The sequence below is a fragment of the Mesorhizobium sp. P2_F7 genome, from assembly GCF_056403695.1.
Genome location: NZ_JBFUFA010000001.1, coordinates 651,053 through 673,874 on the forward strand (window position 1 = coordinate 651,053; position 22,822 = coordinate 673,874).

19 protein-coding genes are annotated in these 22,822 nt (G+C 64.1%); 7 read left to right on the forward strand and 12 right to left on the reverse strand.

The genetic code is table 11. The features are described from left to right. Positions 1–35 precede the first annotated feature (35 nt). The 6 genes from AC1DZ8_RS02955 to bcoG all read right to left on the reverse strand — a co-directional run bounded on the left by AC1DZ8_RS02955 (position 36) and on the right by bcoG (position 6,784). Complete coding sequence (locus tag AC1DZ8_RS02955; protein WP_112397156.1) at positions 36–818, reverse strand: carnitinyl-CoA dehydratase; 783 nt, start codon at positions 816–818, stop codon at positions 36–38. Beyond that, positions 811–2,889: an acetate--CoA ligase family protein gene (locus AC1DZ8_RS02960; protein WP_477306546.1), complete on the reverse strand. Its 2,079-nt coding sequence runs from the start codon at positions 2,887–2,889 to the stop codon at positions 811–813. Before AC1DZ8_RS02960 ends, AC1DZ8_RS02955 begins: the two co-directional genes overlap by 8 nt. Positions 2,890–2,957: 68 nt before the next feature. Next, a complete protein-coding gene (locus AC1DZ8_RS02965; RefSeq protein WP_477306548.1) occupies positions 2,958–4,121 on the reverse strand; it encodes an acyl-CoA dehydrogenase family protein in 1,164 nt (387 codons plus the stop codon). A gap of 4 nt (positions 4,122–4,125) precedes the next feature. Continuing rightward, entirely contained in the window at positions 4,126–5,220 is a 1,095-nt protein-coding gene (locus tag AC1DZ8_RS02970; protein ID WP_477306550.1) for a carnitine 3-dehydrogenase, read from the reverse strand. Positions 5,221–5,222: 2 nt separating this feature from the next. Further along, the gene (locus AC1DZ8_RS02975; RefSeq protein ID WP_477306552.1) at positions 5,223–5,846 is read right to left on the reverse strand and encodes an HD domain-containing protein; all 624 of its coding nucleotides are present in this window, start codon (positions 5,844–5,846) and stop codon (positions 5,223–5,225) included. 14 nt (positions 5,847–5,860) lie between these two features. After that, positions 5,861–6,784: a 3-dehydrocarnitine:acetyl-CoA trimethylamine transferase BcoG gene (gene bcoG / locus AC1DZ8_RS02980; protein ID WP_475436700.1), complete on the reverse strand. Its 924-nt coding sequence runs from the start codon at positions 6,782–6,784 to the stop codon at positions 5,861–5,863. 79 nt (positions 6,785–6,863) lie between these two features. Here bcoG and AC1DZ8_RS02985 point away from each other — a divergent pair, with 79 nt between their 5' ends. Beyond that, positions 6,864–7,844, forward strand: coding sequence for a GlxA family transcriptional regulator (locus tag AC1DZ8_RS02985; protein WP_477306555.1), 981 nt, complete (start codon positions 6,864–6,866; stop codon positions 7,842–7,844). 61 nt (positions 7,845–7,905) lie between these two features. Here the strand turns inward: AC1DZ8_RS02985 and AC1DZ8_RS02990 are convergent, their stop codons facing one another. The 3 genes from AC1DZ8_RS02990 to xylA all read right to left on the reverse strand — a co-directional run bounded on the left by AC1DZ8_RS02990 (position 7,906) and on the right by xylA (position 10,582). Continuing rightward, positions 7,906–8,112 (reverse strand): hypothetical protein, encoded by a 207-nt coding sequence (locus tag AC1DZ8_RS02990; protein ID WP_477306557.1) that lies wholly within the window; start codon positions 8,110–8,112, stop codon positions 7,906–7,908. 244 nt (positions 8,113–8,356) lie between these two features. After that, positions 8,357–9,112 (reverse strand): SDR family oxidoreductase, encoded by a 756-nt coding sequence (locus AC1DZ8_RS02995; protein WP_477306640.1) that lies wholly within the window; start codon positions 9,110–9,112, stop codon positions 8,357–8,359. Between the two features lie 144 nt (positions 9,113–9,256). Continuing rightward, on the reverse strand, positions 9,257–10,582 hold the full coding sequence (gene xylA, locus AC1DZ8_RS03000) for a xylose isomerase (protein WP_477278924.1): 1,326 nt from the start codon (positions 10,580–10,582) through the stop codon (positions 9,257–9,259). Positions 10,583–10,695: 113 nt separating this feature from the next. Here xylA and AC1DZ8_RS03005 point away from each other — a divergent pair, with 113 nt between their 5' ends. Next, positions 10,696–11,058, forward strand: a complete 363-nt coding sequence (locus AC1DZ8_RS03005; protein WP_477400305.1) for a nuclear transport factor 2 family protein — start codon at positions 10,696–10,698, stop codon at positions 11,056–11,058. A 278-nt stretch (positions 11,059–11,336) separates the two neighbouring features. Here the strand turns inward: AC1DZ8_RS03005 and xylB are convergent, their stop codons facing one another. Both xylB and AC1DZ8_RS03015 read right to left on the reverse strand, forming a co-directional pair. Then, a complete protein-coding gene (gene xylB, locus AC1DZ8_RS03010; protein ID WP_477306562.1) occupies positions 11,337–12,791 on the reverse strand; it encodes a xylulokinase in 1,455 nt (484 codons plus the stop codon). An 82-nt stretch (positions 12,792–12,873) separates the two neighbouring features. Next, the gene (locus AC1DZ8_RS03015; protein ID WP_477306564.1) at positions 12,874–14,196 is read right to left on the reverse strand and encodes a tetratricopeptide repeat protein; all 1,323 of its coding nucleotides are present in this window, start codon (positions 14,194–14,196) and stop codon (positions 12,874–12,876) included. A 227-nt stretch (positions 14,197–14,423) separates the two neighbouring features. Between AC1DZ8_RS03015 and AC1DZ8_RS03020 the strand changes: the two genes are divergently transcribed. Further along, positions 14,424–17,213 carry an autotransporter family protein gene (locus AC1DZ8_RS03020; RefSeq protein WP_477306566.1) on the forward strand — a complete coding sequence of 930 codons (2,790 nt, stop codon included), beginning with the start codon at positions 14,424–14,426 and terminating at the stop codon, positions 17,211–17,213. 33 nt (positions 17,214–17,246) lie between these two features. Here AC1DZ8_RS03020 and AC1DZ8_RS03025 read toward each other — a convergent pair whose 3' ends face one another. Next, positions 17,247–17,870 (reverse strand): LysE family translocator, encoded by a 624-nt coding sequence (locus AC1DZ8_RS03025; RefSeq protein ID WP_477306568.1) that lies wholly within the window; start codon positions 17,868–17,870, stop codon positions 17,247–17,249. A gap of 229 nt (positions 17,871–18,099) precedes the next feature. Between AC1DZ8_RS03025 and AC1DZ8_RS03030 the strand changes: the two genes are divergently transcribed. The 4 genes from AC1DZ8_RS03030 (at position 18,100) to AC1DZ8_RS03045 (ending at position 22,806) form a co-directional block, all read left to right on the forward strand. Continuing rightward, positions 18,100–18,864, forward strand: a complete 765-nt coding sequence (locus tag AC1DZ8_RS03030) for a L,D-transpeptidase (RefSeq protein WP_477306570.1) — start codon at positions 18,100–18,102, stop codon at positions 18,862–18,864. Between the two features lie 257 nt (positions 18,865–19,121). Then, entirely contained in the window at positions 19,122–20,288 is a 1,167-nt protein-coding gene (locus AC1DZ8_RS03035) for a diphosphate--fructose-6-phosphate 1-phosphotransferase (RefSeq protein WP_477259685.1), read from the forward strand. After that, complete coding sequence (locus AC1DZ8_RS03040) at positions 20,288–21,052, forward strand: MBL fold metallo-hydrolase (RefSeq protein WP_477306574.1); 765 nt, start codon at positions 20,288–20,290, stop codon at positions 21,050–21,052. The genes AC1DZ8_RS03035 and AC1DZ8_RS03040 overlap by 1 nt, the downstream gene beginning before the upstream one ends. A gap of 227 nt (positions 21,053–21,279) precedes the next feature. Beyond that, a complete protein-coding gene (locus tag AC1DZ8_RS03045) occupies positions 21,280–22,806 on the forward strand; it encodes a DegQ family serine endoprotease (RefSeq protein ID WP_477306576.1) in 1,527 nt (508 codons plus the stop codon). Positions 22,807–22,822 lie beyond the last annotated feature (16 nt).

The window sequence follows — 22,822 nt, forward strand, 5'->3', positions numbered from 1 at the left end:
AGAGGGGGGTGCCTCGCGCCGTCATCTCAGCAGTGTCACTTCCCCTTCCATACCGGGTCGCGCTTCTCGGCAAACGCCCGGAAGCCTTCCATACCGTCCTCCGAGCCATAAAGCGCATCGACGGTCGCCAGTTGCCGGCGCGTCACCTTGTTCATCGCATCCTGGAAGGTCAGCGCCTCGGCCACCCGCGCCGTCTCCTTGATCGCGGCGAACACCAGCGGCGGACCGCTGGCCAGTAGCCTTGCGATCTCCCAGACGCGGTCTTCGAGCTTGTCCTTGGGCAGCACCTCGTTGACCAGGCCCCAGCGATGCGCTTCCGCCACATCCATCCAGCGGCCGGTAAGCAGAAGGTCCATGGCGACATGGTAGGGAATGCGCTTCGGCAGTTTGATCGTCGCGGCGTCGGCCAATGTGCCGGCGCGGATTTCGGGCAGGGCGAAGGAGGAGTGGTCGGAGGCGAAAATGAGATCGCAGGACAGCGCCAGCTCGAAGCCGCCGCCGACCGCCATGCCGTTGACGCAGGCGATGACCGGTTTGTTGAGGTCGCGCAGCTCCTGCAGGCCGGCAAAGCCGCCGACGCCATAGTCGCCGTCGACCGCGTCGCCACCGGCGGCAGCCTTCAAATCCCAGCCGGCGCAGAAGAACTTGTCGCCGGCGGTCTTGACGATGGCGACGCGCAGCTCCGGATCGTCACGGAACGCCTTGAAGGTCTCGCCCATCAATCGCGACGTCTTCAGGTCGATGGCATTGGCCTTCGGCCGGTCAAGCGTGACCTCGAGGATAGTGCCCTCGCGGCGGGTCGAAATGACGTCAGACATTCTTCTTGTCTCCCAGCACCAGCAGCGCGTCGGCGATCCAGGCGCCCTTGCCTTCGGCGCAAACGATCAGCGGGTTGATGTCGAGTTCCTCTATCTCGCCGGCGTTCTTCTGCACGAAGTCGGCAATGCCGGCGATGGCCTCGATGGCAGCAGCGACATCGGACTTGGGCCGGCCGCGATAGCCTTCGAGCAACGGGAACAGTTTCAGGCGGCGCAACGCCGCCTCGATATCGTCGCGCGTCGCCGGCAGCATCAGGGTGACGCTGTCGCGCAACAGCTCGACCAGCACGCCGCCGGTGCCCAGTGTCATCACGGCACCGAACATCGGGTCGCGGGTGAAGCCGACGATCAGTTCGGCGACGCCGTCGCGCACCATGCGCTCGACATAGAGCCCGGTGCCGAGCGGCAAGAGATCATGCGCCGCGGTGCTGACGGATTCGGCGTCCCTCAGGTTCAGCCTGACAGCGCCGACTTCCGACTTGTGGGTGACACCGAGCGCCTTCAGCGCGACCGGGAAGCCGAGCGCCATCGACGAAATCACCGCGTCGACGGCGTTGGCGGCGCGTTCGCCCTTCGGCACCGGCAAGCCGGCCTTGATCAGCCGCTCCTTGGCTTCGGCCTCGTCAGGCGTCACATGGCCGCCTTCGGCAGCGCCCGCAGCCGACGTGTCGATGGGTTGCGCCTGCGGCTCGGCCCAGGCCCAGCCGATGAAGGCTGCCGCACCGGCGGCGTCCATGGCCTCGGAGATGCCGAACAACGGCACCATGCCGCGCGCCATCAGCTCGGCGGTGTATTCCTCCGGCAGGTTCTCCGGCAGCGACGAGACGATCGCGCCATGCGCCTTGTTGGTCTTCAGCGCCGATTCGAAGGCGCGCAGCGTCGCCCACCAGTCGGTGACCGAGCAGCGGTCGGGACGCGGAAAATCAAGGACCAGCATGTTGAGGTCGAAGCCGCCTGACACCATGGCGGTGAAGGTGGCGGTCATCGCCGGCTCGTTGTTCCAGATGAAGGTGTGGTAGTCCAATGGGTTGGCGACAGCGACCAGCGGCCCGAGCGTCGATTTGACATGGGCGCGGTGCTTGCTGGTGAGCTCCGGGAAATTGACCCAGCGCCCTTCAGCGCTGTCGGCCATCACCGAGGCTTCGCCGCCGGAACAGCTCATCGACGATAGCCGGTAGCCGGGCAGCGGACCGGTGACGTGCAGCAGCTTCAGCGCCTCGATGAAAGCGGGTATGGAGTCGACGCGGGCAATGCCGAGTCGCCTGAGGAACGCGCCCGAGGCAGCATCCGAACCGGCGAGCGAAGCGGTGTGCGAGACCGTCGCCTGCCTCGCCTGTTCGGAGCGTCCGACCTTCATGGCGATGATCGGCTTCTTCAGCTCGCGCGCCCGTGCCGCCAGCTTCTCGAAGCCGGCTACCGAATCGAAGGCTTCGATGTGCAGGCCGAGCGAGGTGACACGATCGTCCTCGATCAGGCCGAGCGCCATTTCGGAGAGGCCGGTTTGCGCTTGGTTGCCTGCGGTCATCAGGAAGGCGATCGGCAGGCCGCGCTTCTGCATCGTCATGTTGATGGCGATGTTGGAGGACTGGGTGATGATGGCGACGCCCTTGGCGCCTTCTGGCAGCCTGATGCCGCCATGCTGGTCGGGCCACAGCAACGCGCCATCGGCATAGTTGATCAGACCATAGCAATTCGGGCCGATGATCGGCATCTGGCCGGCTGCCGCCACCAGTTCGGCCTGCAGCCGCTCGCCGTCGTCGTCATACGCCTCAGTCTCAAGAAAGCCTGCGGCAAAGCAGACGGCGCCGCCGGCGCCACGCTCGGCCAGCGCCTTGACGACCTCGATGGTCAGATGGCGGTTGACGCCGACAAAGGCAGCGTCGGGCGCAGCGGGAAGGTCTGCAACAGAACGATAGGCCTTGCGGCCGGCGACCTCGTCCTTGGTCGGATGCACCGGCCAGATTTCGCCGGCAAAGCCCATCTTGATCGATTGGGCAACGACGGCAGCGGCCTGCGCCCCGCCGAACACAGCAATCGACTTCGGGCGCAGGAGACGTTCGAGTTTATGCATGGCCATCTTTTCGTTTGAGCATGATCTTCTCCCCAAAAACCGGACCCCGGTTTGGGGGCCATAATGCTCTAAGCCCCGAACGGACGCAGCAGCGCCCGCGAAATAATATGTCGCTGAATCTCCGAAGTGCCTTCCCAGATGCGCTCGACGCGGGCGTCGCGCCAGATGCGCTCCAGCGGCAGGTCGTCCATCAGCCCCATGCCGCCATGGATCTGGATGGCTTCGTCGGCCACGTAAGCCAGCATTTCGGTAGCCTTCAGCTTGGCCATCGCCATGTCCTGATCGGTGACGGTGCCCTGATCGTACTTCCAGCCGGCTTCGAACACCATCAGGTCGGCGGCCTTCAATTCGGTCGCCATGTCGGCAAGCTTGAACGACACACCCTGGAACTTGCCGATCTGCTGGCCGAACTGCTGGCGCTGCGCGGAATATTCGATGGCATGGCCGAGCGCCCGTTCGGCACGGCCGAGGCACGTAGCACCGACCTGCAGGCGCGTGGCGCCGAGCCAGGAATTGGCGACCTCGAAACCCTTGTGCACCTCGCCGAGCACCTGGCTTGCTGGCAGCCGGCAATCGTCGAATTCAAGGATGGCGTTGGTGTAGCCGCGATGCGAGACGTTGCGGTAGCCGTCGCGCACCGTGAAACCCTTGGTGCCCTTGTCGACGAAAAAGGCGGTGATCTTCTTGCGCTTGCCGCGCGGGGTTTCTTCCTCCCCCGAAGCCATGAAACAGATGGCGAAATCGGCGAGGTCGGCGTGGCTGATAAAATGCTTGGTGCCGTTGAGCACCCAGTCGTCGCCATCCTGCACGGCGGTCGCCTTCATCCCGCGCAGGTCGGAGCCGGCGCCAGGCTCGGTCATCGCCAGGCAGTCCCATTTCTCGCCACGGATGCAAGGGAACAGGTACTTTTCGCGCTGCTCCGGCGTGCCGGCCAGAAGGATATTGGATGGTCGTGCCACACAGGTCCAGTGCAGCGCATAGTTGGCGCGGCCGAGCTCCTTTTCGTAGAGCAGCCAGGTCACCGTATCGAGGCCGGCGCCACCGACGTCGGTCGGCATATTGGCGGCATAGAGACCGGCTTTGATCGCCTTGGCCTTGATCTCTTCGATCAATTCCCGGCGCAGCACGCCGGTGCGCTCGACCTCGCGTTCATGCGGGTAAAGCTCGTTCTCGACGAAAGCGCGCGTCGTCTCGACGATGAGTTTTTGCTCTTCCGAAAGACCGAAATCCATCGTCTCAGCCCTTCTTCTTTTTCTTCGGCTTTTCAGCTTTCTTCACCGGCTTCGAGGCCTTGGCCTTTTCGGCGGCCTTGGAAGCGGCCGGCTTCTTCGCCGCCAGCTTGGCCAACTGCCTGGTATAGTCCTTGTGCAAGGCTCCGGCGCCCCAGCCCTTGCCTTTGTTCTGCTTCGACAGAGCATCCATGATGGCGACCAGATTGTCGTCGCGGATCTTTTCCAGTTCGCGGATCGACAGGCCATGCGCCTGGTCGTCCGACTGGGTGGCAATCAGGTCGACCAGTTCGTCGTTGAACTCCGGCACATCCATCAGCTTGGTCCACGGCCATTTCAGGCACGGCCCGAACTGCGCCATGAAGTGGCGCATGCCGGCCTCGCCGCCGGCGACGCGATAGACCTGGAACATGCCCATCTGCGCCCAGCGCAGGCCAAAGCCGTAGCGCATGATGTCGTCGAGTTCCTCGACCGTGCAGATGCCGTCCTTGATCAGCCACAGCGCCTCACGCCAGGCCGCTTCCAACAGGCGGTCTCCGACGAAGGCCTCGATCTCTTTGCGGATGACGACCGGCTTCATACCGATCGAGGCATAGATTTCTTTCGCAACCTCGATCGCCTCCGGAAATGTCTGCTCGCCGCCGACGATCTCGACCAGCGGCAGCAGATAGACTGGGTTGAAGGGATGTCCGACAACCAGCCGCTCCGGATGCTTCTTCATCGCCACTTGCATGTCGGTCGGCTTGATGCCGGAGGTCGACGAGCCGACAATGGCGTTGGCCGGCGCGTAAAGATCGATCTCCGCCAGCACGCGATGTTTCAGATCGAGCCGTTCCGGCACGCTCTCCTGGATGAAATCGGCATCGGCCACCGCCTCGGCAATGGTCTTGGCGAAGGTCAGCTTGCCTTCCTTGGGCAGACCACCAGGAACCATCTGCTTGTAGGCGCGGCGCGCGCCCTTCATCACTTCAGAGACCTTGCGCGACGCTTCCGGGTCCGGATCGAAGATCGACACATCGATGCCGTTGAGCAGCAGCCGCGCCACCCAGCCGGCGCCGATGACACCACCGCCTATGGCGGCCGCCTTGTTGATGATGCTCATGGTCAGGCTCCGGTTCTTGTCTTGGCTGTTTGAGGATCGATGAGAGGCACGCGCTCGCCGGCGCGGATCACGGAGGCGTCGTAGGCCTTGCGGGCGAAGACTTCGAGCACGAAGGGCCGGAAGAACTCGATCGGCAGCGTTTCGTAGTCGGGGTCGAAGCTCGACTGGTCCCAGCGTTCGCAAAACTGGTCGCAATCGTCGAAATACATATGACCCGCAAAGCGGTCACGGGCATGCCGGTTGCCGCCGAGATGGTGGGCATAGTAGAGGCGCTGGAAGTCGCCATGCTTTTCCACCACCCAGGTGCATTGCTCGCGCACGAAGGGTTTCAGGATCGAAGCGGCGTATTCGTCGTGATTGTAGGGCGCGTAGATGTCGCCAATGTCGTGCAGCACGGCGCAAGCAATCCAGTCGGTGTCGGCGCCATCGCGCCAGGCGCGCGTCGCCGCCTGCAGCGAATGGCCGAGCCTTGTGATCTTGTAGCCGGACAGGCCCTCGTCGAGCTGAACCAGCGCGTCGAGCAACCGCTCGCCGGTCTTGGCGGCATAGTCGATTTCATGGGCGGTCAGGAACTCGTAATCGTCCCTGTCGCCATCCTTCATCGCGGTGAATTTGACGGTAGCCACGATCCGCTCCCGTTTTACGCAGCTGCTGCTATCGGCGCCCGCTTGGTCAGGTTGAGCTTCTTGCGCACTTCCTCCGGCCCAAGGATCCTGGCGCCGAGATTGGTGACGATGCTGGCAGCGCGCTCGACCAGCTGCGCATTGGTCGCCAGCACGCCCTTGTCGAGCCAGAGATTGTCTTCAAGCCCGACGCGGACATTGCCGCCGGCCAGAACCGCTGCTGCGGCATAGGCCATCTGGTTGCGGCCGATGGCAAAGGCCGACCAGTTCCAGGTCGACGGCACATTGTTGACCATCGCCATGAAGGTGTTGAGGTCGTCCGGCGCGCCCCACGGCACGCCCATGCAAAGCTGCACCAGCGCGTCGGGGTTCAGCACCTTTTCCTCGACCAGCTGCTTGGCGAACCAGAGATGGCCGGTGTCGAAGGCCTCGATCTCCGGCTTGACGCCCAGCGCCGTCATCATGCCGCCCATGGCGCGCAGCATGCCGGGCGTGTTGGTCATGACGTAGTCGGCCTCGGCGAAGTTCATGGTGCCGCAATCCAGCGTACAGATTTCCGGCAGGCACTGGCGCACATGTTCCATGCGGTTGGTGGCGCCGCCCATGTCGGTCCCTTTTTCATTGAGCGGCAACGGAGCTTCCGGCGAGCCGAACACCATGTCGCCGCCCATGCCGGCGGTGAGGTTCAGGATGACGTCGACATTGGCGTCACGGATACGCTCGGTCACTTCGCGATAGAGATGGACGTCGCGGCGCGGCTTGCCGGTTTCGGGGTCGCGGACATGGCAGTGGACGATGGCAGCACCCGCCTTGGCCGCATCGATCGCCGAATCGGCGATCTGCTTGGGCGAGCGCGGCACATGCGGCGAGCGGTCCTGCGAGCCGCCGGAGCCGGTGACGGCACAGGTAATGAAGACCTCACGGTTCATCGCGAGCGGCATGGCAATCTCCTCCCAATCGTCAGAAGTCCTAACAATGATCCGACTTGCGGCGAACTGTTTTGCGATTTACGAAGCTTCCATGATCAAAAGCGAAAAACCGACCATCTTTCGCTCGGAACGCTCGCCGCTGAAGGTGACGCTGCTGGTGTTTTCCGGTTCGTCCATCATGTGCGTGGCCTCGGCTGTCGACCCGCTGCGGGCCGCCAACCGCATCTCGGGCGAGACGCTGTTCGATTTCAAACTGGTCTCGGTCACAGGGGAAGCGCCGGTCACGACATGCGGCCTGCCGGTGGCGGTCAGCGGCCGCTTCGATGCCACCGAGCCAACCGACGTCCTTGTCGTCGTCGCCGGCTTCGGTACGCAGAATTATGCCACGTCGGCGCTACTTTCCGGGCTGCGACGAGCGGCCCGAGCGGCCCGCGCCTGTGGCGGCGTCGAGGCCGGCACCTGGCTGGTGGCACGCGCCGGCCTGCTGGAAGGCCGCAGCGCCACCACCCACTGGGAGGACATGGAGGATTTTTCCTCGGCTTTCCCGGGCGTCGATGTCCGCCCGGACCGCTATGTCATCGACGGGCCGGTCTTCACCTCCGGCGGGGCGTCGCCGACCTTCGACCTGATGCTGCATCTGATCCGCACCCGCCTCGGCATGGCCGTGGCGCTCGATGTCGCCAGCGTCTTCATCTACGACCAGGCTCGCGCCGCCACCGACGCGCAGCCGCTGGTCTCGCTCGGCCGGCTCGACGGCTACGACCCCCGGCTGGCGCAGGCCATCAGGCTGATGGAATCGCATGTCGACCAGCCGCTGACCATAGACGCGGTGGCAAAACGCGCCGGGGTGACGGCACGGACATTGGAAAGCATTTTCCGCAAATCGATCGGCGAGACGCCCGGCGCCTATTATCTCAGGCTGCGGCTGGGTGCGGCGCGGCGGCTGGTGGTCGACACCAGGATCGCCATGGCGGATATTGCCGGGCGGACGGGATTTTCGTCCGCCGCGGCATTTTCCAGAGCATTTTCAAGAGCGTTCGGCGAAGCGCCGGTGCGGCTCCGCCGAGGTTGATGCATGTCGCCCAAAAGTGTGTCGCGGTTTTGGGATAACGACATGCACAGACAAAGAGAGATCAGGCAGCGTTCTGATGATCGCCGCCGGCGTCCATCTGCGAGCGCATCTGCCTCGCCAGCCGGACTTCAAATCGGCTGCTGACAGCACGATCCCATTCGTTTTTCACCTTGTCGGTCGGCCGCGGCAGCGCCATCAGCCGGTCGATGATCGATCCGGTCTCGCCGGATGAGAGTAGGGCGTCGATTTCGCGTTCGTGTTGCATCATCGGTTCGCCTCCTTCCTTTTCACCCGCCACAACGCCATCCTTATACGAGCTTCGTGACGGCTGTTTGAAGGCAAGAGCGAGGTGATTGAGGGGCGGCGCGAGGCAAAACCTTGTCATCGGACAGGGTCTTGCGCAAACCAATTCCGGGGCGGCCGGGATGGTTATCCCGTCGCCCCTCAAGCAATACGAATCGGCTTTCCGCCTCAAACGTAGCGGTTGACGAGTTCTGCCGGTCGTTTCGGATTCAGCCCTTGCGCTCCTGAAGGCTGTTGCCGCCATCGACCACCAGCAGGGCGCCGTTGACGTAGCTCGCACCTTCCGATGCCAGGAACACCGCCGCTGCGGCAACCTCGTCCGGTCGCCCGGCCCGCGCTGGTGGCGTGTGCAGGGCAGCTTGCCGCTCCATTGCGCTCGAAGAGCCCGTTTCGATCCAGCCCGGGGCCACGGCATTGACTGTTACGCCGCTTTTTGCCACTTCGAGCGCCAGCGTGCGCGTCAGGCCGACCATGCCGGCCTTGGCGGCGGAATAGGCTGCTGTGCCTTCGAAAGACACCAGGGGGCCGGTAACCGACGCCACATTGACGATGCGCCCATAGCCTGCCTCTACCATCGCCGGCAGAAACGCGCGGGTGACCAGGAACACGGTCTTCAGGCTGACGTCGATCCCTTGGTCCCAGTCGGCCTCGCTCATGGCGAGAAACGCCTTATCGGCCGAGGGCGATGCCAGCGAACCCATGCCGGCATTGTTGACCAGGATGTCGACAGCGCCGACATCGGCCCGCAGCCGCGCGACTTCGGCCGCGATGGTGAGATCCGCGACCGCGGCTTTGGCATTGATGCCTTCGGCGCAAAGCTCGGCGGCACGATCGAGTACGCGCGCGCTGGCACCGTTCAGGAAAACGGCATGACCGGCAAGGCCGAGCTGCCGCGCAATGGCAAAGCCGATGCCGTCAGCAGCACCCGCCCCGGTGATCAGCGCACGCTTGGTGGTAGAAGGCATGGTCAAATCAGACTCCGCTGGTTGCGCCGTCGCGATCTTACCACGCACTTTGGCGACCGTGCTGCGGGAACGGCTGACTGGCAGAGGTCAGCCGCCGCGGCTTTTCGGCCACGCGCGGCTTATGTCAGCCCAAGGTACCAGGTCTCAGACGTAGCGGTTGACGATGTTTTCGAGCAGTTCCTGGCGGCCGGAGCGCGGCTGCGGCTCGATCTTCTTCTTCACCACGCGCTCGGCGATATCTTCCAGCGAGCGCTTGCCCGAGAGCATCGCCTTGGCTTCGGCCGAGTTCCAGCCAGCATAGCGTTCGGCAAGCGGGCCCGACAGCGCCTTGTCCTCGACCATCTTCGCGGCTGCCTTCAGACCGCGCGCGCAGGAATCCATGCCACCGATATGGCCGATCAGCAGGTCCTGCGGGTCGAGCGACTGGCGGCGCAGCTTGGCGTCGAAATTGGTGCCGCCGGTCTTGAAGCCGCCGGCCTGCAGGACCTGATAATAGGCGAGCGCCATCTCCGGCACATTGTTGGGGAACTGGTCGGTGTCCCAGCCCGACTGGTAGTCGTTGCGGTTCATGTCGATCGAACCGAAGACGCCGAGCGCGTTGGCCAGCGCCAGCTCATGCTCGAAGGAATGGCCGGCCAGGATGGCGTGGCCCTGCTCGATGTTGAGTTTGACTTCCTTCTCCAGCCCGAAGCGTTTCAGGAAGCCATAGACGGTGGCGACATCGTAGTCGTACTGGTGCTTGGTCGGCTCCTGCGGCTTCGGCTCGATCAGGATCGTGCCCTTGAAACCGATCTTGTGCTTGTAGTCGACGACCAGGCTGAGGAAGCGACCGGCCTGTTCCTGCTCGCGGGCAAGATCGGTGTTGAGCAGCGTCTCATAGCCTTCGCGCCCGCCCCACAGCACATAGTTTTCGCCCTTCAGCCGCTTGGTGACGTCGATGCAGCTCTTCACCGTCGCCGCCGCATAGGCAAACACATCTGGATCAGGGTTGGTGGCGGCGCCCGACATGAAGCGGCGGTTGGAGAATAGGTTGGCCGTGCCCCAGAGCAGCTTGACGCCGGTCTTCTTCATCTTGCCCGCAAAATAGTCGGCGATCTCGTCAAGCCGCGCGGCACTTTCGGAGAAATCCTTGCCTTCCGGGCGGACGTCGGCGTCGTGGAAGCAGAAATAGGGCGCGCCAAGCAGCGAGAACATCTCGAAGGCCACATCGGCCTTGAGCTTGGCCAGTTCCATCGTGTCGATTCCACCCGCCTTGGGAAACCAGGGGCGGTCGAAGGTCTGGCCACCAAAGGGATCGCCGCCCGGCCAGGCGAAGGAATGCCAGTAGGCGACGGCGAAGCGCAGATGGTCTTCCAGCCGCTTGCCGGCGACGACCTCATCCGGGTTGTAGAAGCGGTAGGCCAGCGGATTGGTCGAATCCGGCCCCTCATATTTGATTGCTTTGATGTCGCCGAAAAATCCGCTGCTCATGATTTCTGTCCTCTCTCGAATAGTTCGCCCTGATTACCTCAGGCGTAATTGGTTTCGTTCTGGCAAGGGGTGAAAAGGCTCGTGTCAAAGCCACTCAAAACAGGAGACAGACCATGACCGACCTCAACACAATCGCCGAAGGCTACATCACCGCCTGGAACGAGGCCGATGCGGGTCGCCGCGCCGACCTGCTCAAGGCGACCTTCACCGAAGACGTCAGCTACCGCGATCCGCTGATGCAGGGTGACGGCCATGCGGGCGTGGCCGCCCTCATCGATGGCGTGCAGCAGCGCTTTGCCGGCTTCCGATTCACGCTGAAGGGTCAGCCGGACGGATTTGGCGACACAATCCGCTTCTCGTGGAACCTCGGACCGGAGGGTGTTCCGTCGGTTATCGAAGGCACCGATATCGGCGTTATCGAGAACGGGCGGCTCAAGAGCGTCACCGGGTTTCTGGACAAGGTGCCGGCGCAGTGAGGTCAACTTGGCAAGGGTGGTGCGAGGCACCCCCCTCTGGCCTGCCGGCTCTGGCCCTTCGCTATCGCCTCGGGCGTTCGTCGTTCGGAAAGCCAAGCAGTTGGCTTTCCGTCCGCTGCGCGGACCTCTCCTCACCCCCCTCAAGGGGGGAGATTGGCTGTCATCTATGCCTTCGCCAATCTCCAACGCCGCAATAGTGAGCGAGGCGCCCAAGCTGCTAGTCTCCCCCCTTGGGGGGGAGATGCCCGGCAGGGCAGAGGGGGGTGCCTCGCGCCGACTCACGCGGTTACGGCCTTGATGGCGGGATACAGTGCCCGGTAGCGCTGATAGGCATCCGCATAGGCACCGCTCAAGCCTGCTTCCGGTTCGATCGTGGCATCCGTCTTCGGCGCCGTGCACACGCTGAGCGGATTGGCTCCGGTTGCAGCAATCAGCCCAAGCCGTGCCGCCCCAAACGCAGCGCCGAAATCGCCATCAGCCGGAATGTCGACCGGTACCTGCAGTGCGGTGGCGATCGCCTTCAGCCAGTAGCGCGAGCGCGAGCCGCCGCCGATCGCGGTCACCCGCGTCAAGGTCGTTCCAGCCGTCTTCAAGGCTTCAAGACTGTCACGGAAGGCGAAGGCGACACCTTCAAGCACCGCCTGTGTCAGCACCGCGCGGCTGGATTCATGCGCCAGTCCGGTGAAGGACCCGCGAATGGCGGAATCATTGTAGGGCGTGCGTTCGCCCGAGAGATAGGGCAAGAACGACACGCCCGACGGCGCCTTCAGCGCCTCGCCGAGTTCGGCGGTCAGTTCGCCCGCCTTCTTGCCTGATATCTCCGAGAGCCAGTTCAGCGAATCCGTCGCCGACAGGATGACGCCCATCTGATGCCAGGTGTTTGGCAGAGCGTGACAGAAGGTGTGCACAGCGCTTGCCGGATTGGGCAGATAGGACGCGTTGGCGGCGAACAGCACGCCGGAAGTGCCGAGCGACACGAAAGCATGGCCGGCGCCGACCGTGCCCATGCCACAGGCGGAGGCCGCATTGTCACCGGCGCCGCCGGCAACCGGAATGCCCGCCGCAATCCCCCATTTCGAGGCGAGTTCGGCGCGCAAGGCGCCGGCCTTTTCCGTGCCTTCGACCAGCGACGGCATCTGCGTCTCGTCGAGCGAGGTCGCGGCGAGCAGTTCCGGCGACCAGCGCCGCTTGCCGACATCGAGCCAGGAGGTGCCGGCCGAGTCGGACATTTCGGAGATATGCTCGCCGGTCAGCCAGAACCGCAGGAAATCCTTGGGCAGCAGCACCTTCGCCACCTTGGCGAAGACAGCCGGCTCGTTGTTCTTCACCCAGGCGAGTTTCGGCGCTGTGAAGCCGGGGAAAACGATGTTGCCGGTCAGTTGGCGGAAGCGCGGGTCGGCATCGAGCGCGGCCGCCTCGGCATGGCTGCGCGTATCGTTCCACAATATGCAGGGACGCAGTACCTGGTCGGCGGCGTCGAGCAAGGTGGCGCCATGCATGTGGCCGGACAGGCCGATGCCCTTGACCGCGGCAAGCTCTTTCGGGTGCGAGGCTTTCAGCTCTGCAATGGCGGTCTCGCAGGCGCGGATCCAGTCGTCTGGGTTCTGCTCGGACCAGCCGGGGTGCGGTCGCGAGACGTCAAGCGAAGCATGGCCGGAGCCGATGACGGTTTGCCCGGCATCGATCAACAGCGCCTTGACGCCCGACGTGCCTAGATCGAGGCCGAGATACATGCATTCCTCCCATTGCCATTAATTTTTTCGGGTCTCGAAAAAATCTGGCTTGGCCAGTTTTTAAAACAAGATCAGCTGCGGGTCAATTCTCTGACAAATTGGCGGCGCGCCGCGAGAACAGCGCTGACAGCGGGCTGTCCGGCCGTGCCAGTTGACGCTCGGCCGTCAAGGCGCGTGCAAGCGCTGTGTCGCCCGCCCGCAGCGCCGCCTCGATCAGCGTCAGGTCGATCACGTCGCGCTGCGCATGGCTACCGCCGAAGCGATGAGCAATCGAACGAATCGGCCGGATCAGGTGCACCGCCTCGTTGTAGTTGCCGTCGCCAAAGGCCTTGATCGCCAGCGTCAACGGATGGCCGACATCCCTGGTGAAGGCAGCGTTGTCGTCGCTGCCGCGCATCGCCTCGCGCTGTGCCTCCAGCAAGGTCTTGGCCGGCGCTTCGAGCCCCGCTCCGACAAAGGCCATCATGGCATGGGCGTCGTTGAAGGCGTAATTGCCGGCACCGACCTTGGGCCAGTTGGCGGCGAGCGCTACCCAGCGGTCGCCGACATCGACGCCGCCGAGATGAAGCCGCCACAGGATCGCCGAGGCATCGACCATATTGAGCGCCATCGTCGACGGCGTGCCGTAGATCGGCCCGTCATACAGGGCCAATACCTCTTCGGCCTCGCCGAGATCGTAGTGGAACAGCGCCAAATGCCACCAATTGTGCACCTGCAGGAAGCTGTCCCTTGTCCACGCTTCGGGATTGGTCCGCATCCAGGCAATGCCGTCCTTTTGCCGGCTTTGCATTTCCATGACATGGGCGACTGCGTGCTGCGCCCAGCCGTCGCGCGGCTCGATGTCGACCGCCTGCCGGCCCAGTCGCTCCGCGCGCGCATAATCGCCCATTTCCTCCAGACCAAAGGCCTGCATGCCGAGAATGGCATGATAGCCCGGCATATTCTCTTGCCATGACGGCAGCGCGCGGCCGATGCGGTCGCGCAGCATGCGGGCGTTGCCGGTGAAGAAGTCGACCTGGTGCCCGGTCTGCAGCGCCACCGCGTCGAGCGGGAAGTCGATGGCGATATCTTCAAGCAAGCGCGAGGCCTCGTGCCAACGGCCGCCTGCGAGATGGCCAAGGGCCGCGACATGCGCCTGCTCGCGCGCGGTCGCGGCAAGCGGCAGCGCCGTTTCGTGGCATGTCCTGGCGACCGCTGTTGCGTCGCGCTCGGTGGCGAGGCCGAACAGGTAGCCCTTGAACACATGCGCCATGACGAAGCCCGGATCGGCGGCAATGGCGCGATCGACGGAAGCGACGGGGTCGCCGATGAAGCATTGCAATTCACGGACGGCCTGGCTGTAGGGCGTGAAGCCGGTCTCTGTCGCGCCCGATATGGTCAGGCCGAATGCATCCTTGACTGCCATGCCCGGCCCTCCGGTGATCATAAAATTCCAGCTGTGCGGCCGATCCTAGAGCATCGGCGGCGGGCGCGCCAAGCGAAGTCTGGACCAATCAATACTGGAGTCCAGTCTAACTAGTTTCGCAGTTCATCAACCATGAGGCACAGAATAGGCTTTGTAAAATCTGGCGGATTGTGTCTTCATTGCGGCGCTGGGCGGGGAGCTTGAAATCGCGAATCGAGAGGGACGCGATGCGGCACCTGAAGAACAAGCCTGCGGACAGTTGTTCGCAGGCTACGGAGGGAGTAGTTGCTTTATCGCCGCGAAAGCTGCGTCAGCCATACCCATGGTTAATTAGCGCTCTCTCAACTACGACACTGGCGTTGCTGCCCAATTCTACGGCCTTCGCCGCGTGCGCGCTGGTCCCACCGGCCGGAAATACCGCCTACATCTGCGACAGCGGCGATTCAGGCGGCAGCCTTATCGACACCAGCGGCGACAACACGCTGACCTTCCCCACCGCCGGCACCGGGCAGATCAGCGGCAACGTCACCTTCGGCACCGGCATCGACCGCATCGACATGCAGTCCGGCACCATCACCGGCGGCGTGGACCAGGGCGGCGGCACGGATTTCTTCACCATCGGCGGCGGCACGGTCGTCGGCAATGTCCAGCAGGGCGCCGGCATCGATGATTTCAACATGAGCGGCGGCCAGATCGGCTCCCTCAACCAGGGCGACGCGCTCGACACCTTCACCATGAGCGGTGGTCGCATCGTCGACTTCTTTGATGATGGCGACCATGCGGTCATGACTGGCGGCCGCATCGGCCGCGTCAACATGAAGCTCGACGACAATTACTTCGACATGTCCGGCGGCACCATCGACCGCAACCTCGTCACCGGCTTCGGCAACGACACGATCCTTCTCTCGGGCGGCACCATCGGCGGCAATATCAGCGTCAGCGGTGGCACCGACAGCGTAACTGTGACCGGCGGTACGGTCGGCGGCGACGTGCTGATGAGTTTCGGCGCCGACAGCTTTGTCTGGAACGGCGGCGGCATCATCTACGGTATGGTCGATCTCGGCGGCGACAACGACACCGCCAAGCTCAGCAACCTCACCAACGCCAATCTCGGCGGCACCGACGCCATATCGGGCGGTCTAGGCACCGACGAACTGACCTTCGACAACGTCAAGCTCGACGGCATCAGTCGGGTTCAAAACTGGGAAACCATCAACGCCACCGACGACACCGAATTGACGCTGGACGGCAATCTGGTGCTCGGCGACAGCGGTACCGGAACCGGCGCACTTAACGTCGACGCTTCCAGCACGCTGTTCGGCGGCGGCTTCAGCAGCTCGATCCAGGCGTTCACCGCCGGCCAGATGGCGTCGGTCAGCAATGCCGGCCGCATCGACCTGACCAATGGCGGCTCGAGCGTTACCGACCGGCTGACGATCAGAGGCAACTATGTCGGCCTTGGCGGCCTGCTGCTGATCCAGACCGAGCTCGGCGACGACTCCTCGGATTCGGACAGACTGGTGCTGTCCGGCGGCACCGCTTCCGGCACGACAGGCATTGCGGTGGTCAATGTCGGCGGCGCCGGCGCCGAGACCACCGCCAACGGCATCATGGTCATCCAGGCGGAAAACGGCGCTACATCGGGCGCCTCGACGTTCGCGCTGGCTGCGCCCGTCGCCGCCGGCGCTTTCGAATATTATCTGTTCAAGGGCGGCGTCACCGCCGGCACCGAGGAAAACTGGTACCTGCGCTCGACACTGACCACGCCGGCTGAGCCGGCTCCCGCGCCACCGCCGCTCGAACCGACGCCGACGCCGGAGCCCGAGCCCCCGGCTGCCGAGCCACCGCCACCGCCGCCATCCGAATTGCCGCCGACGCCGCCGCCGAGCGATGGCGACATCAACAATCCGCCGGTCGACCCGACACCGCCGGTCCAGCCCGCCGATCCGGAGCCTGAGCCACCGCCGCCGCCACCGCCGGCGCCGCCGGCCGACCTGCCGCCACCGCCACCGCCCGTGCCAAGCGATTCCCCTGCTCTGCCGACCCCGGCCCCAGGTGAGGAAATCCTGCTCTACCGCGTCGAGGTGCCGGTCTATTCGGCCTTGCCTCCGGTGGCCGAACACCTGGCGATGAGCATGCTTGGCACATTTCACGAACGGCGCGGCGAACAGAGCCTGTTATCGAATACCGAGATATCGCCGGTGTGGGGCCGCATTTTCGGCCAGGACACCAAAATGGCCTGGTCGGGGACGGTGTCACCATCCTTCGATGGCACGCTCTTCGGCCTGCAGTCCGGCTTCGATGTGTTCGGGCGCGAGACCGCGTCAGGCAGTGTCGACCGCGCCGGCCTGTTCATCGGCTATGGCAGCATGAATGGCGACGTGCGCGGCCAGGCGCTGGGTCAGGACGGTCTCTCCGTCGGCGGGATCGATCTCGGCGGCACCAGCGTCGGCGGCTACTGGACACGTATCGGCCAGGGCGGCTGGTATCTCGACGGCGTCCTCATGGCGACCTTCTTCAGCGGCTCGGCAACCTCGTCGCGCGACATCGGCATCGATATCGATGGCACCGGCATCACCGCCTCACTGGAAGGCGGCTATCCCATAGCGCTGGCGCAAGGCTGGACGCTGGAGCCGCAGGCGCAGCTGGTCTGGCAGCACCTGTCGCTTGACGACGCCACGGACCGTTTTTCGTCGGTCTCCTTCGACCTCGACGATCAGGTGAGTGGCAGGCTGGGGTTGCGGCTGCAGGGCGAGACGATGCTGAACGGCATGGCGTTGCAGCCTTACCTGAAGGCCAACATCTGGCATGATTTCGGCGGCATCGACCACGTCAATTTCGGCGCCACTGACATCTCGACCGAAGGCAAGTCGACATCGCTGGAGTTCGGTGGCGGTGTGGTCGCCAAGGTGACCGACAAGGTCAGCCTCTTCGCCACCGGCGACTACACCACCAATCTCGGCGGCGACAAACGGCGCGTGCTAGAGGGCAATCTGGGCTTCAGCGTAAAATGGTGAGGCCTGCCGGCCTCACCCGGATCAGCAACGACCTTAGTGTCCCGAGCGAATCGCCACCGTGGCAATGCCAGCGCCGACCAGCAGCGTGCCGCCGGTGCGGTTGAAGATGCGGATCGCCTTGGGGTTGCGCACGACATTGCGGGCGCGCGCCGCGATCAGCGCGTAGCCGAAGGCATTGGCGAAGGCGAGCGCCAGGAAGGTCGTCTCGAAGGTCAGCATCTGCGTCCAGAAATCGGCTTCCCGGTTGAGGAACTGCGGCAGGAAGGCAACGAAGAAGGTGATGCTCTTCGGGTTGAGTGCGGTGACCAGCCAGGCATGCGCCATCATCTTTGCGGCCGATACGGCGTCGGTGCGCGGTTCGGCTTTGAGCGCACCGCCGGCCCGAAACAGTTTAATGCCGAGATAGATCAGATAGCAGGCGCCGATCAGCTTCAGGATGGTGAACACAGTCGCCGATGCGGCCAGCAGGGCGCCGATGCCCAGCATCGAAAGCGTCATGGCGGTGAAGTCGCCCAGCGCCACGCCGACCGCCATCGGCAAGGCGGTACGCCAGCCCTGGCCCAGCGCATAGGACACGACCAGCAGGATGGTCGGGCCGGGAATGACAAGCAGCACGGTGGAGGCGGCGGCGAAGGCAGCCCAGTTTTCGAACGACATCTTTGTCTCCTTGAGCGCAAAGAAAAGGATAAATCCTTGGGTGCGCCAGATTGTAAAGAGCCATCCCGAAAAATTCGCGGCGGACCGTTTTGCCCCTGTCTTCGCAGCCAATTTCGAGACAGGGTTAAGGTCGGCCAGCAGCCCTTCATGCTTTTTCAACCATGTTTAGCGAAACTGCCCGCTATCCGGCCGGACCGTGTTTCCCGCCGACAGCGTAGGGTTTGGGTGCATGCGTGAGTTGCCGCAGAATCTGACGCCGCCGAATGGCGACGCAATCGAAACCGAACATCTTTATTCCCGCCGCTTCGTCCTCTCAGGGGCCGGCGCCATGGCGCTGCTCGGCATGACCGGCTGCAGCACCGCGACACTCGAACTGCCGCAATTGCAGCTGGACGATACGGTCACTGGCTCGGTGCGGCCGATCCGCCCGGCGATCAGCGTCGACAAGAACATCACCGGCCCCGACGTCATGTACGCCGCGCTCAACGATGGCGGCTTCGAGGTGCCGGCGGTGCCCTATCAGAAGGTCAAGCCGGAGTTCCGCCGCCAGATCGTCGTCAACGAGACCGGCGAGGCGCCCGGCACCATCGTCGTCCATCTCAACGAGCGCAAACTCTACCTCGTGCAGGAGGGCGGCGACGCCATCCGCTACGGCGTCGGCATCGGCAAGGACGGCTTCCGCTGGTCCGGCCGCGCCAACATCCAGTACGGCAAGGAATGGCCGATGTGGACACCGCCGCCGGAAATGATCCAGCGCAAGCCGGAACTGGTGAAGTGGCAAAACGGCCAGCCCGGCGGCCTGACCAATCCGCTCGGCGCGCGTGCCCTCTACATCTACCAGGATGGCAAGGACACCGGCTATCGCATCCATGGTTCGCCGGAATGGGCGAGCATCGGCCAGGCGATGTCGTCGGGCTGCGTGCGCCTGATCAACCAGGACATCATCGACCTCTACAGCCGCGTTTCCAAGAAGAACCCGGTCGTCGTCGTCTGATCCCTCTGCGGCGTGTTAGCGCCGCTCCAAACTCCCGTTGCGCGATGCGGCAAGACAGGCCAAGGTGCCTTGAGAACCATCACCCGTGTGGCGGATCCGAAATTCGCAGCACCTCGGAGCAGCGCAGTGAGCGAATTTCGGATCCGCCACACTAGAAACCTGTAAGAATCTGGTGTGGTGGATTTGAAGTTCCTGGACGCTGATGCCACCAAGACAACAGGAACTTCAAATCCACCACACCAGGGGAGACATCAAGCATGGCTGGAACGTTTGTCATCGCACAGGGCGGCGGCCCGACCGCCGTCATCAACCAGACGGTCGTCGGCGCCACGCTGGAGATCCGCAAGCGCCATCCCGGCGCCAAGGTGCTGGGCTCGATCCATGGCGTGCGCGGCATACGCGACGGCAACTATGTCGACCTCTCCGCTATCCCCGAGGATCGGCTGCGGCTGATCGCGGGAACGCCGAGTGCCGCCCTCGGCTCGACCCGCGACAAGCCTGACGCGGCCTATTGCGAGGTCATCCTCAATGGCCTGAAGAAAGCCGGCGCCGACGCCTTCATCTATATCGGCGGCAACGACACGTCGGGCACGCAGCAGATCCTGACCGATGCCGCCGGCGGCAGCATCGCTTTCGTGCATGCACCAAAAACCATCGACAATGATCTCGAGGAAAACGATCACACGCCGGGCTTCATCTCGGCGGCCGAGTTCGTCGCCGGCGCCTTCCTCTCGGTCGATCTCGATTTTCGTGCTTTGCCCGGCATCTATGTCGGCATCGTCATGGGCCGTCACGCCGGCTTCCTCACCGCGGCCGCCGCCGCCTGGCAGCTCGATCCCGACAGCGGCCCGCATCTCGTCTACGTGCCGGAGCGGCCATTCTCGGCCGCCGGCTTCATCGACGACGTGCGCGCCTCGCTCGACCGTCACAAGCGCTGCATCGTCGCCGTCTCCGAAGGCGTCAGCACCGCCGACGGCAAGGCACTGGTCGAAAGCCTGGTGCCGCCGGACAAGCTTGAGCGCGACGCCCATGGCAACGTCAAACTGTCGGGCAGCGACCTGCCGGCCGCGCTTGAGCGGGCACTGGCTGAAGGCCTGCCGGGCAAGCGCGCACGTGTCGATGCGCTCGGCTACATGCCGCGCGGCTATATCGGCGCGATCAGTGCCGTCGACGCGCAGGAGGCTTTCGATGCCGGGGCCTTCGCGGTCGCTGTCGCCGGCGAAGGCGGCGGCTCGGTGGCGTTGCAGTATGACGGCAGCAAGACCGTGCTGAAGAAGGTGCCGCTGAAGAACGTCGCCGGCAAGACGCGCCATATGCCGGACGATTTCATGAAGCCCGACGTCAACCAGCTGTCGGAGGCAGGCATGGCCTATCTGAAGCGGCTGGTGCCGGAAAAATACAAGGTCGGGAAGCCCTTCGTCTGATGGGCGACCGTTTTGGCGGTGCCCGTTTTGGCGGCGAACGCGTGATCGGCGACTGGTTCGGCAAGACTGTCATCGACGACCGGACAACGATGCTGACCGAGCCGTTCGTGCACGATTTCGTGCGCGCCAACATCTGGCATTTTAGGGGACGCGACGCCGACCTGCTGGTCGACACCGGCATGGGCATCTGTCCGCTGGCGCCGGAGATCGACACACCTGAGGGCAAGCCGCTCATCGTTGTGGCCACCCACATCCATCTCGACCATGTCGGCTCGCTGCATGAGTTTCCGCTGCGGCTCGGGCCGATCCAGAGTGCCCCGACCTTCAGCACCATGGATGAGGCCGTCACCTACGCCTACATGTTCACCAACCTCGACGGCGCCGTCTCGAAACTGCCGTTTCCCACCTGGAAGGCAGCCGACTACAAGATCCCGCCGGCGCCGCTGACCCGTACGCTTGACGAAGGCGATATCGTTGACCTCGGTGACAGGCAGTTCCGCGTGCTGCACCTGCCCGGGCATTCGCCGGATTCGATCGCGCTGTTCGACGAGGCCGACGGACTGTTCTTTGCCGGCGACGCCATCTACGATTCCATGCTGATCGACGATCTGCCGGACTCCTCCAAACCCGATTATCGCCGAACCATGCAGCGGCTGCTCGACCTGCCTGTCCGCCTCGGCCATGGCGGCCACGGGCCGAGCTTCGACGGCGCGAGGATGCGTGAGATCGCCAGCGCCTATCTCAGGCGCACAGAGGGCCGCTGAAGGTTGGCTCAGCTGGCGTCTAACGGAAATGTGATCGGATATTAAATCTTCGTAAGATAGGGCAAAAACCCTAAATCGGGCCGATCCGCACCCTAGATGCAGGGCTGTCGATCCGGCCGGCTGCCATGCCAGGCGAGACGGGCAACCGCGACCGTCGACACGCCGATGACCGGTTCTCTCCCGGAATGGCCACGGCGCCGGATCATCTCTCGCCCGGACAAACGACCATGTCAGACATACTTCGCAGACATCGCGTCGCGGCCTTGCTGGGCGCTGCGCTGATCGTCAGCCCCTTCGTCGCGTCTTTCGCCCAAAGCGCTGGGAGTTCTGTTGCCACGACCCAGACCCCTGTCGCCGGGATAACAGCGCCTAACGGCTCCTTTGCCCCGATCGTGGCCGTCGACAAGCCGGCGGTGGTGACCATCACCACCGTCATGAAGGCGCAGCCGCAAGACATGAGCGAGGAGCAGCCCTTTAGCGGCAATTCGCCCTTTGACGACTATTTCCGCCAGTTCTTCGGCGACCAGGGCATCCCGATGCCGAAGACGCCGCCACAGCAGGCGCAGCGCGCCGAGGCTCTCGGCTCCGGCTTTATTGTCGACGCCGACGGCACCATCGTCACCAACAACCATGTCGTTGACGGCGCCACATCGATCAAGGTGACGCTGGACGACGGCACCGAGCTTCCCGCGAAGCTGGTCGGCCACGACGCCAAGAACGACCTCGCCGTGCTCAAGATCAAGGCGGACAAGCCGCTGCCCACGGTCAAATGGGGCGATTCCGACAAGCTCATGCCGGGCGATCAGGTGCTGGCCATCGGCAATCCGTTCGGCATCGGCACGACGGTTACCGCCGGCATCGTGTCGGCACGCGGGCGCGACCTCAACAGCGGTCCGTTCGACGATTTCATCCAGATCGATGCACCGATCAATCACGGCAATTCCGGCGGTCCGCTGGTCGATGTCGCGGGCAATGTCGTCGGCATCAACACGGCGATCTATTCGCCCAATGGCGGCAGCGTCGGCGTCGGCTTCGCCATTCCGTCGGACCAGGCGCAAAAGGTCGTCGCCAAGCTGATGAAGGGCGGAAACATCCAGTACGGCTATCTCGGCGTCCAGATCCAGCCGGTGACGCCGGATGTGGCGGGTGCGGTCGGCCTCGACCATCCCGGGGGTGCGCTGGTTTCCGAGGTCACTGAGGGATCGCCGGCGGCAAAGGCCGGGATCAAGACCGGTGACGTCATCACCAGCTTTGCCGGCGAGGCGATCAAGGATCCCAAGGACCTGTCGCGCGCCGTCGCCGATGTCTCGCCCGGCGCCAAGGAAACGCTCGAAGTCTGGCGCGGCGGCAAGAGCGTGCAGATCTCCGCCGATGTCGGCCGCAACAATGACGATGTGAGGACCGCCTCGACCGAGGGGGATAATCAAAAGCCTTCGGCCGGCCAGGCGCTGCGCGTGCCCTCGCTCGGCCTCGGCCTGACCGATCTCACGCCCGAAATACGCGAGGAGTTGAACCTCGCGAATAACCAGCGCGGCGCCGTGGTCGAGCGCGTCAATCCGGACAAGGCGGCTTCCAATGCCGGCCTGCAGCCGGGCGACGTCATCGTCGCCGTCGACCAATCTCCGGTGCGCAACGCAAGGCAGGCCAACCACGCGATCGCCGAGGCCGGTAAGTCGGGCCGCAAGTCGGTGCTGCTGCTTGTCGACCGCGGCGATGCGCAGATCTTCGTCGCGGTGCCCTTCGCCGCCGGCTGAGGCATGGCGTGGCAGG

Coding starts and splice junctions, on each gene's coding strand:
- AC1DZ8_RS02970 (WP_477306550.1), bottom strand. CDS start 5,220: ATGAGCATCATCAACAAGGCGGCCGCCATAGGCGGTGGTGTCATCGGC.
- AC1DZ8_RS02965 (WP_477306548.1), bottom strand. CDS start 4,121: ATGGATTTCGGTCTTTCGGAAGAGCAAAAACTCATCGTCGAGACGACG.
- AC1DZ8_RS02955 (WP_112397156.1), bottom strand. CDS start 818: ATGTCTGACGTCATTTCGACCCGCCGCGAGGGCACTATCCTCGAGGTC.
- AC1DZ8_RS03005 (WP_477400305.1), top strand. CDS start 10,696: ATGACCGACCTCAACACAATCGCCGAAGGCTACATCACCGCCTGGAAC.
- AC1DZ8_RS03015 (WP_477306564.1), bottom strand. CDS start 14,196: ATGGCAGTCAAGGATGCATTCGGCCTGACCATATCGGGCGCGACAGAG.
- AC1DZ8_RS03045 (WP_477306576.1), top strand. CDS start 21,280: ATGTCAGACATACTTCGCAGACATCGCGTCGCGGCCTTGCTGGGCGCT.
- bcoG (WP_475436700.1), bottom strand. CDS start 6,784: ATGCCGCTCGCGATGAACCGTGAGGTCTTCATTACCTGTGCCGTCACC.
- AC1DZ8_RS02990 (WP_477306557.1), bottom strand. CDS start 8,112: ATGATGCAACACGAACGCGAAATCGACGCCCTACTCTCATCCGGCGAG.
- AC1DZ8_RS03020 (WP_477306566.1), top strand. CDS start 14,424: ATGCGGCACCTGAAGAACAAGCCTGCGGACAGTTGTTCGCAGGCTACG.
- AC1DZ8_RS02985 (WP_477306555.1), top strand. CDS start 6,864: ATGATCAAAAGCGAAAAACCGACCATCTTTCGCTCGGAACGCTCGCCG.
- xylA (WP_477278924.1), bottom strand. CDS start 10,582: ATGAGCAGCGGATTTTTCGGCGACATCAAAGCAATCAAATATGAGGGG.
- AC1DZ8_RS03025 (WP_477306568.1), bottom strand. CDS start 17,870: ATGTCGTTCGAAAACTGGGCTGCCTTCGCCGCCGCCTCCACCGTGCTG.
- AC1DZ8_RS02995 (WP_477306640.1), bottom strand. CDS start 9,112: ATGCCTTCTACCACCAAGCGTGCGCTGATCACCGGGGCGGGTGCTGCT.
- AC1DZ8_RS03040 (WP_477306574.1), top strand. CDS start 20,288: ATGGGCGACCGTTTTGGCGGTGCCCGTTTTGGCGGCGAACGCGTGATC.
- AC1DZ8_RS03035 (WP_477259685.1), top strand. CDS start 19,122: ATGGCTGGAACGTTTGTCATCGCACAGGGCGGCGGCCCGACCGCCGTC.
- AC1DZ8_RS03030 (WP_477306570.1), top strand. CDS start 18,100: ATGCGTGAGTTGCCGCAGAATCTGACGCCGCCGAATGGCGACGCAATC.
- AC1DZ8_RS02960 (WP_477306546.1), bottom strand. CDS start 2,889: ATGCATAAACTCGAACGTCTCCTGCGCCCGAAGTCGATTGCTGTGTTC.
- xylB (WP_477306562.1), bottom strand. CDS start 12,791: ATGTATCTCGGCCTCGATCTAGGCACGTCGGGCGTCAAGGCGCTGTTG.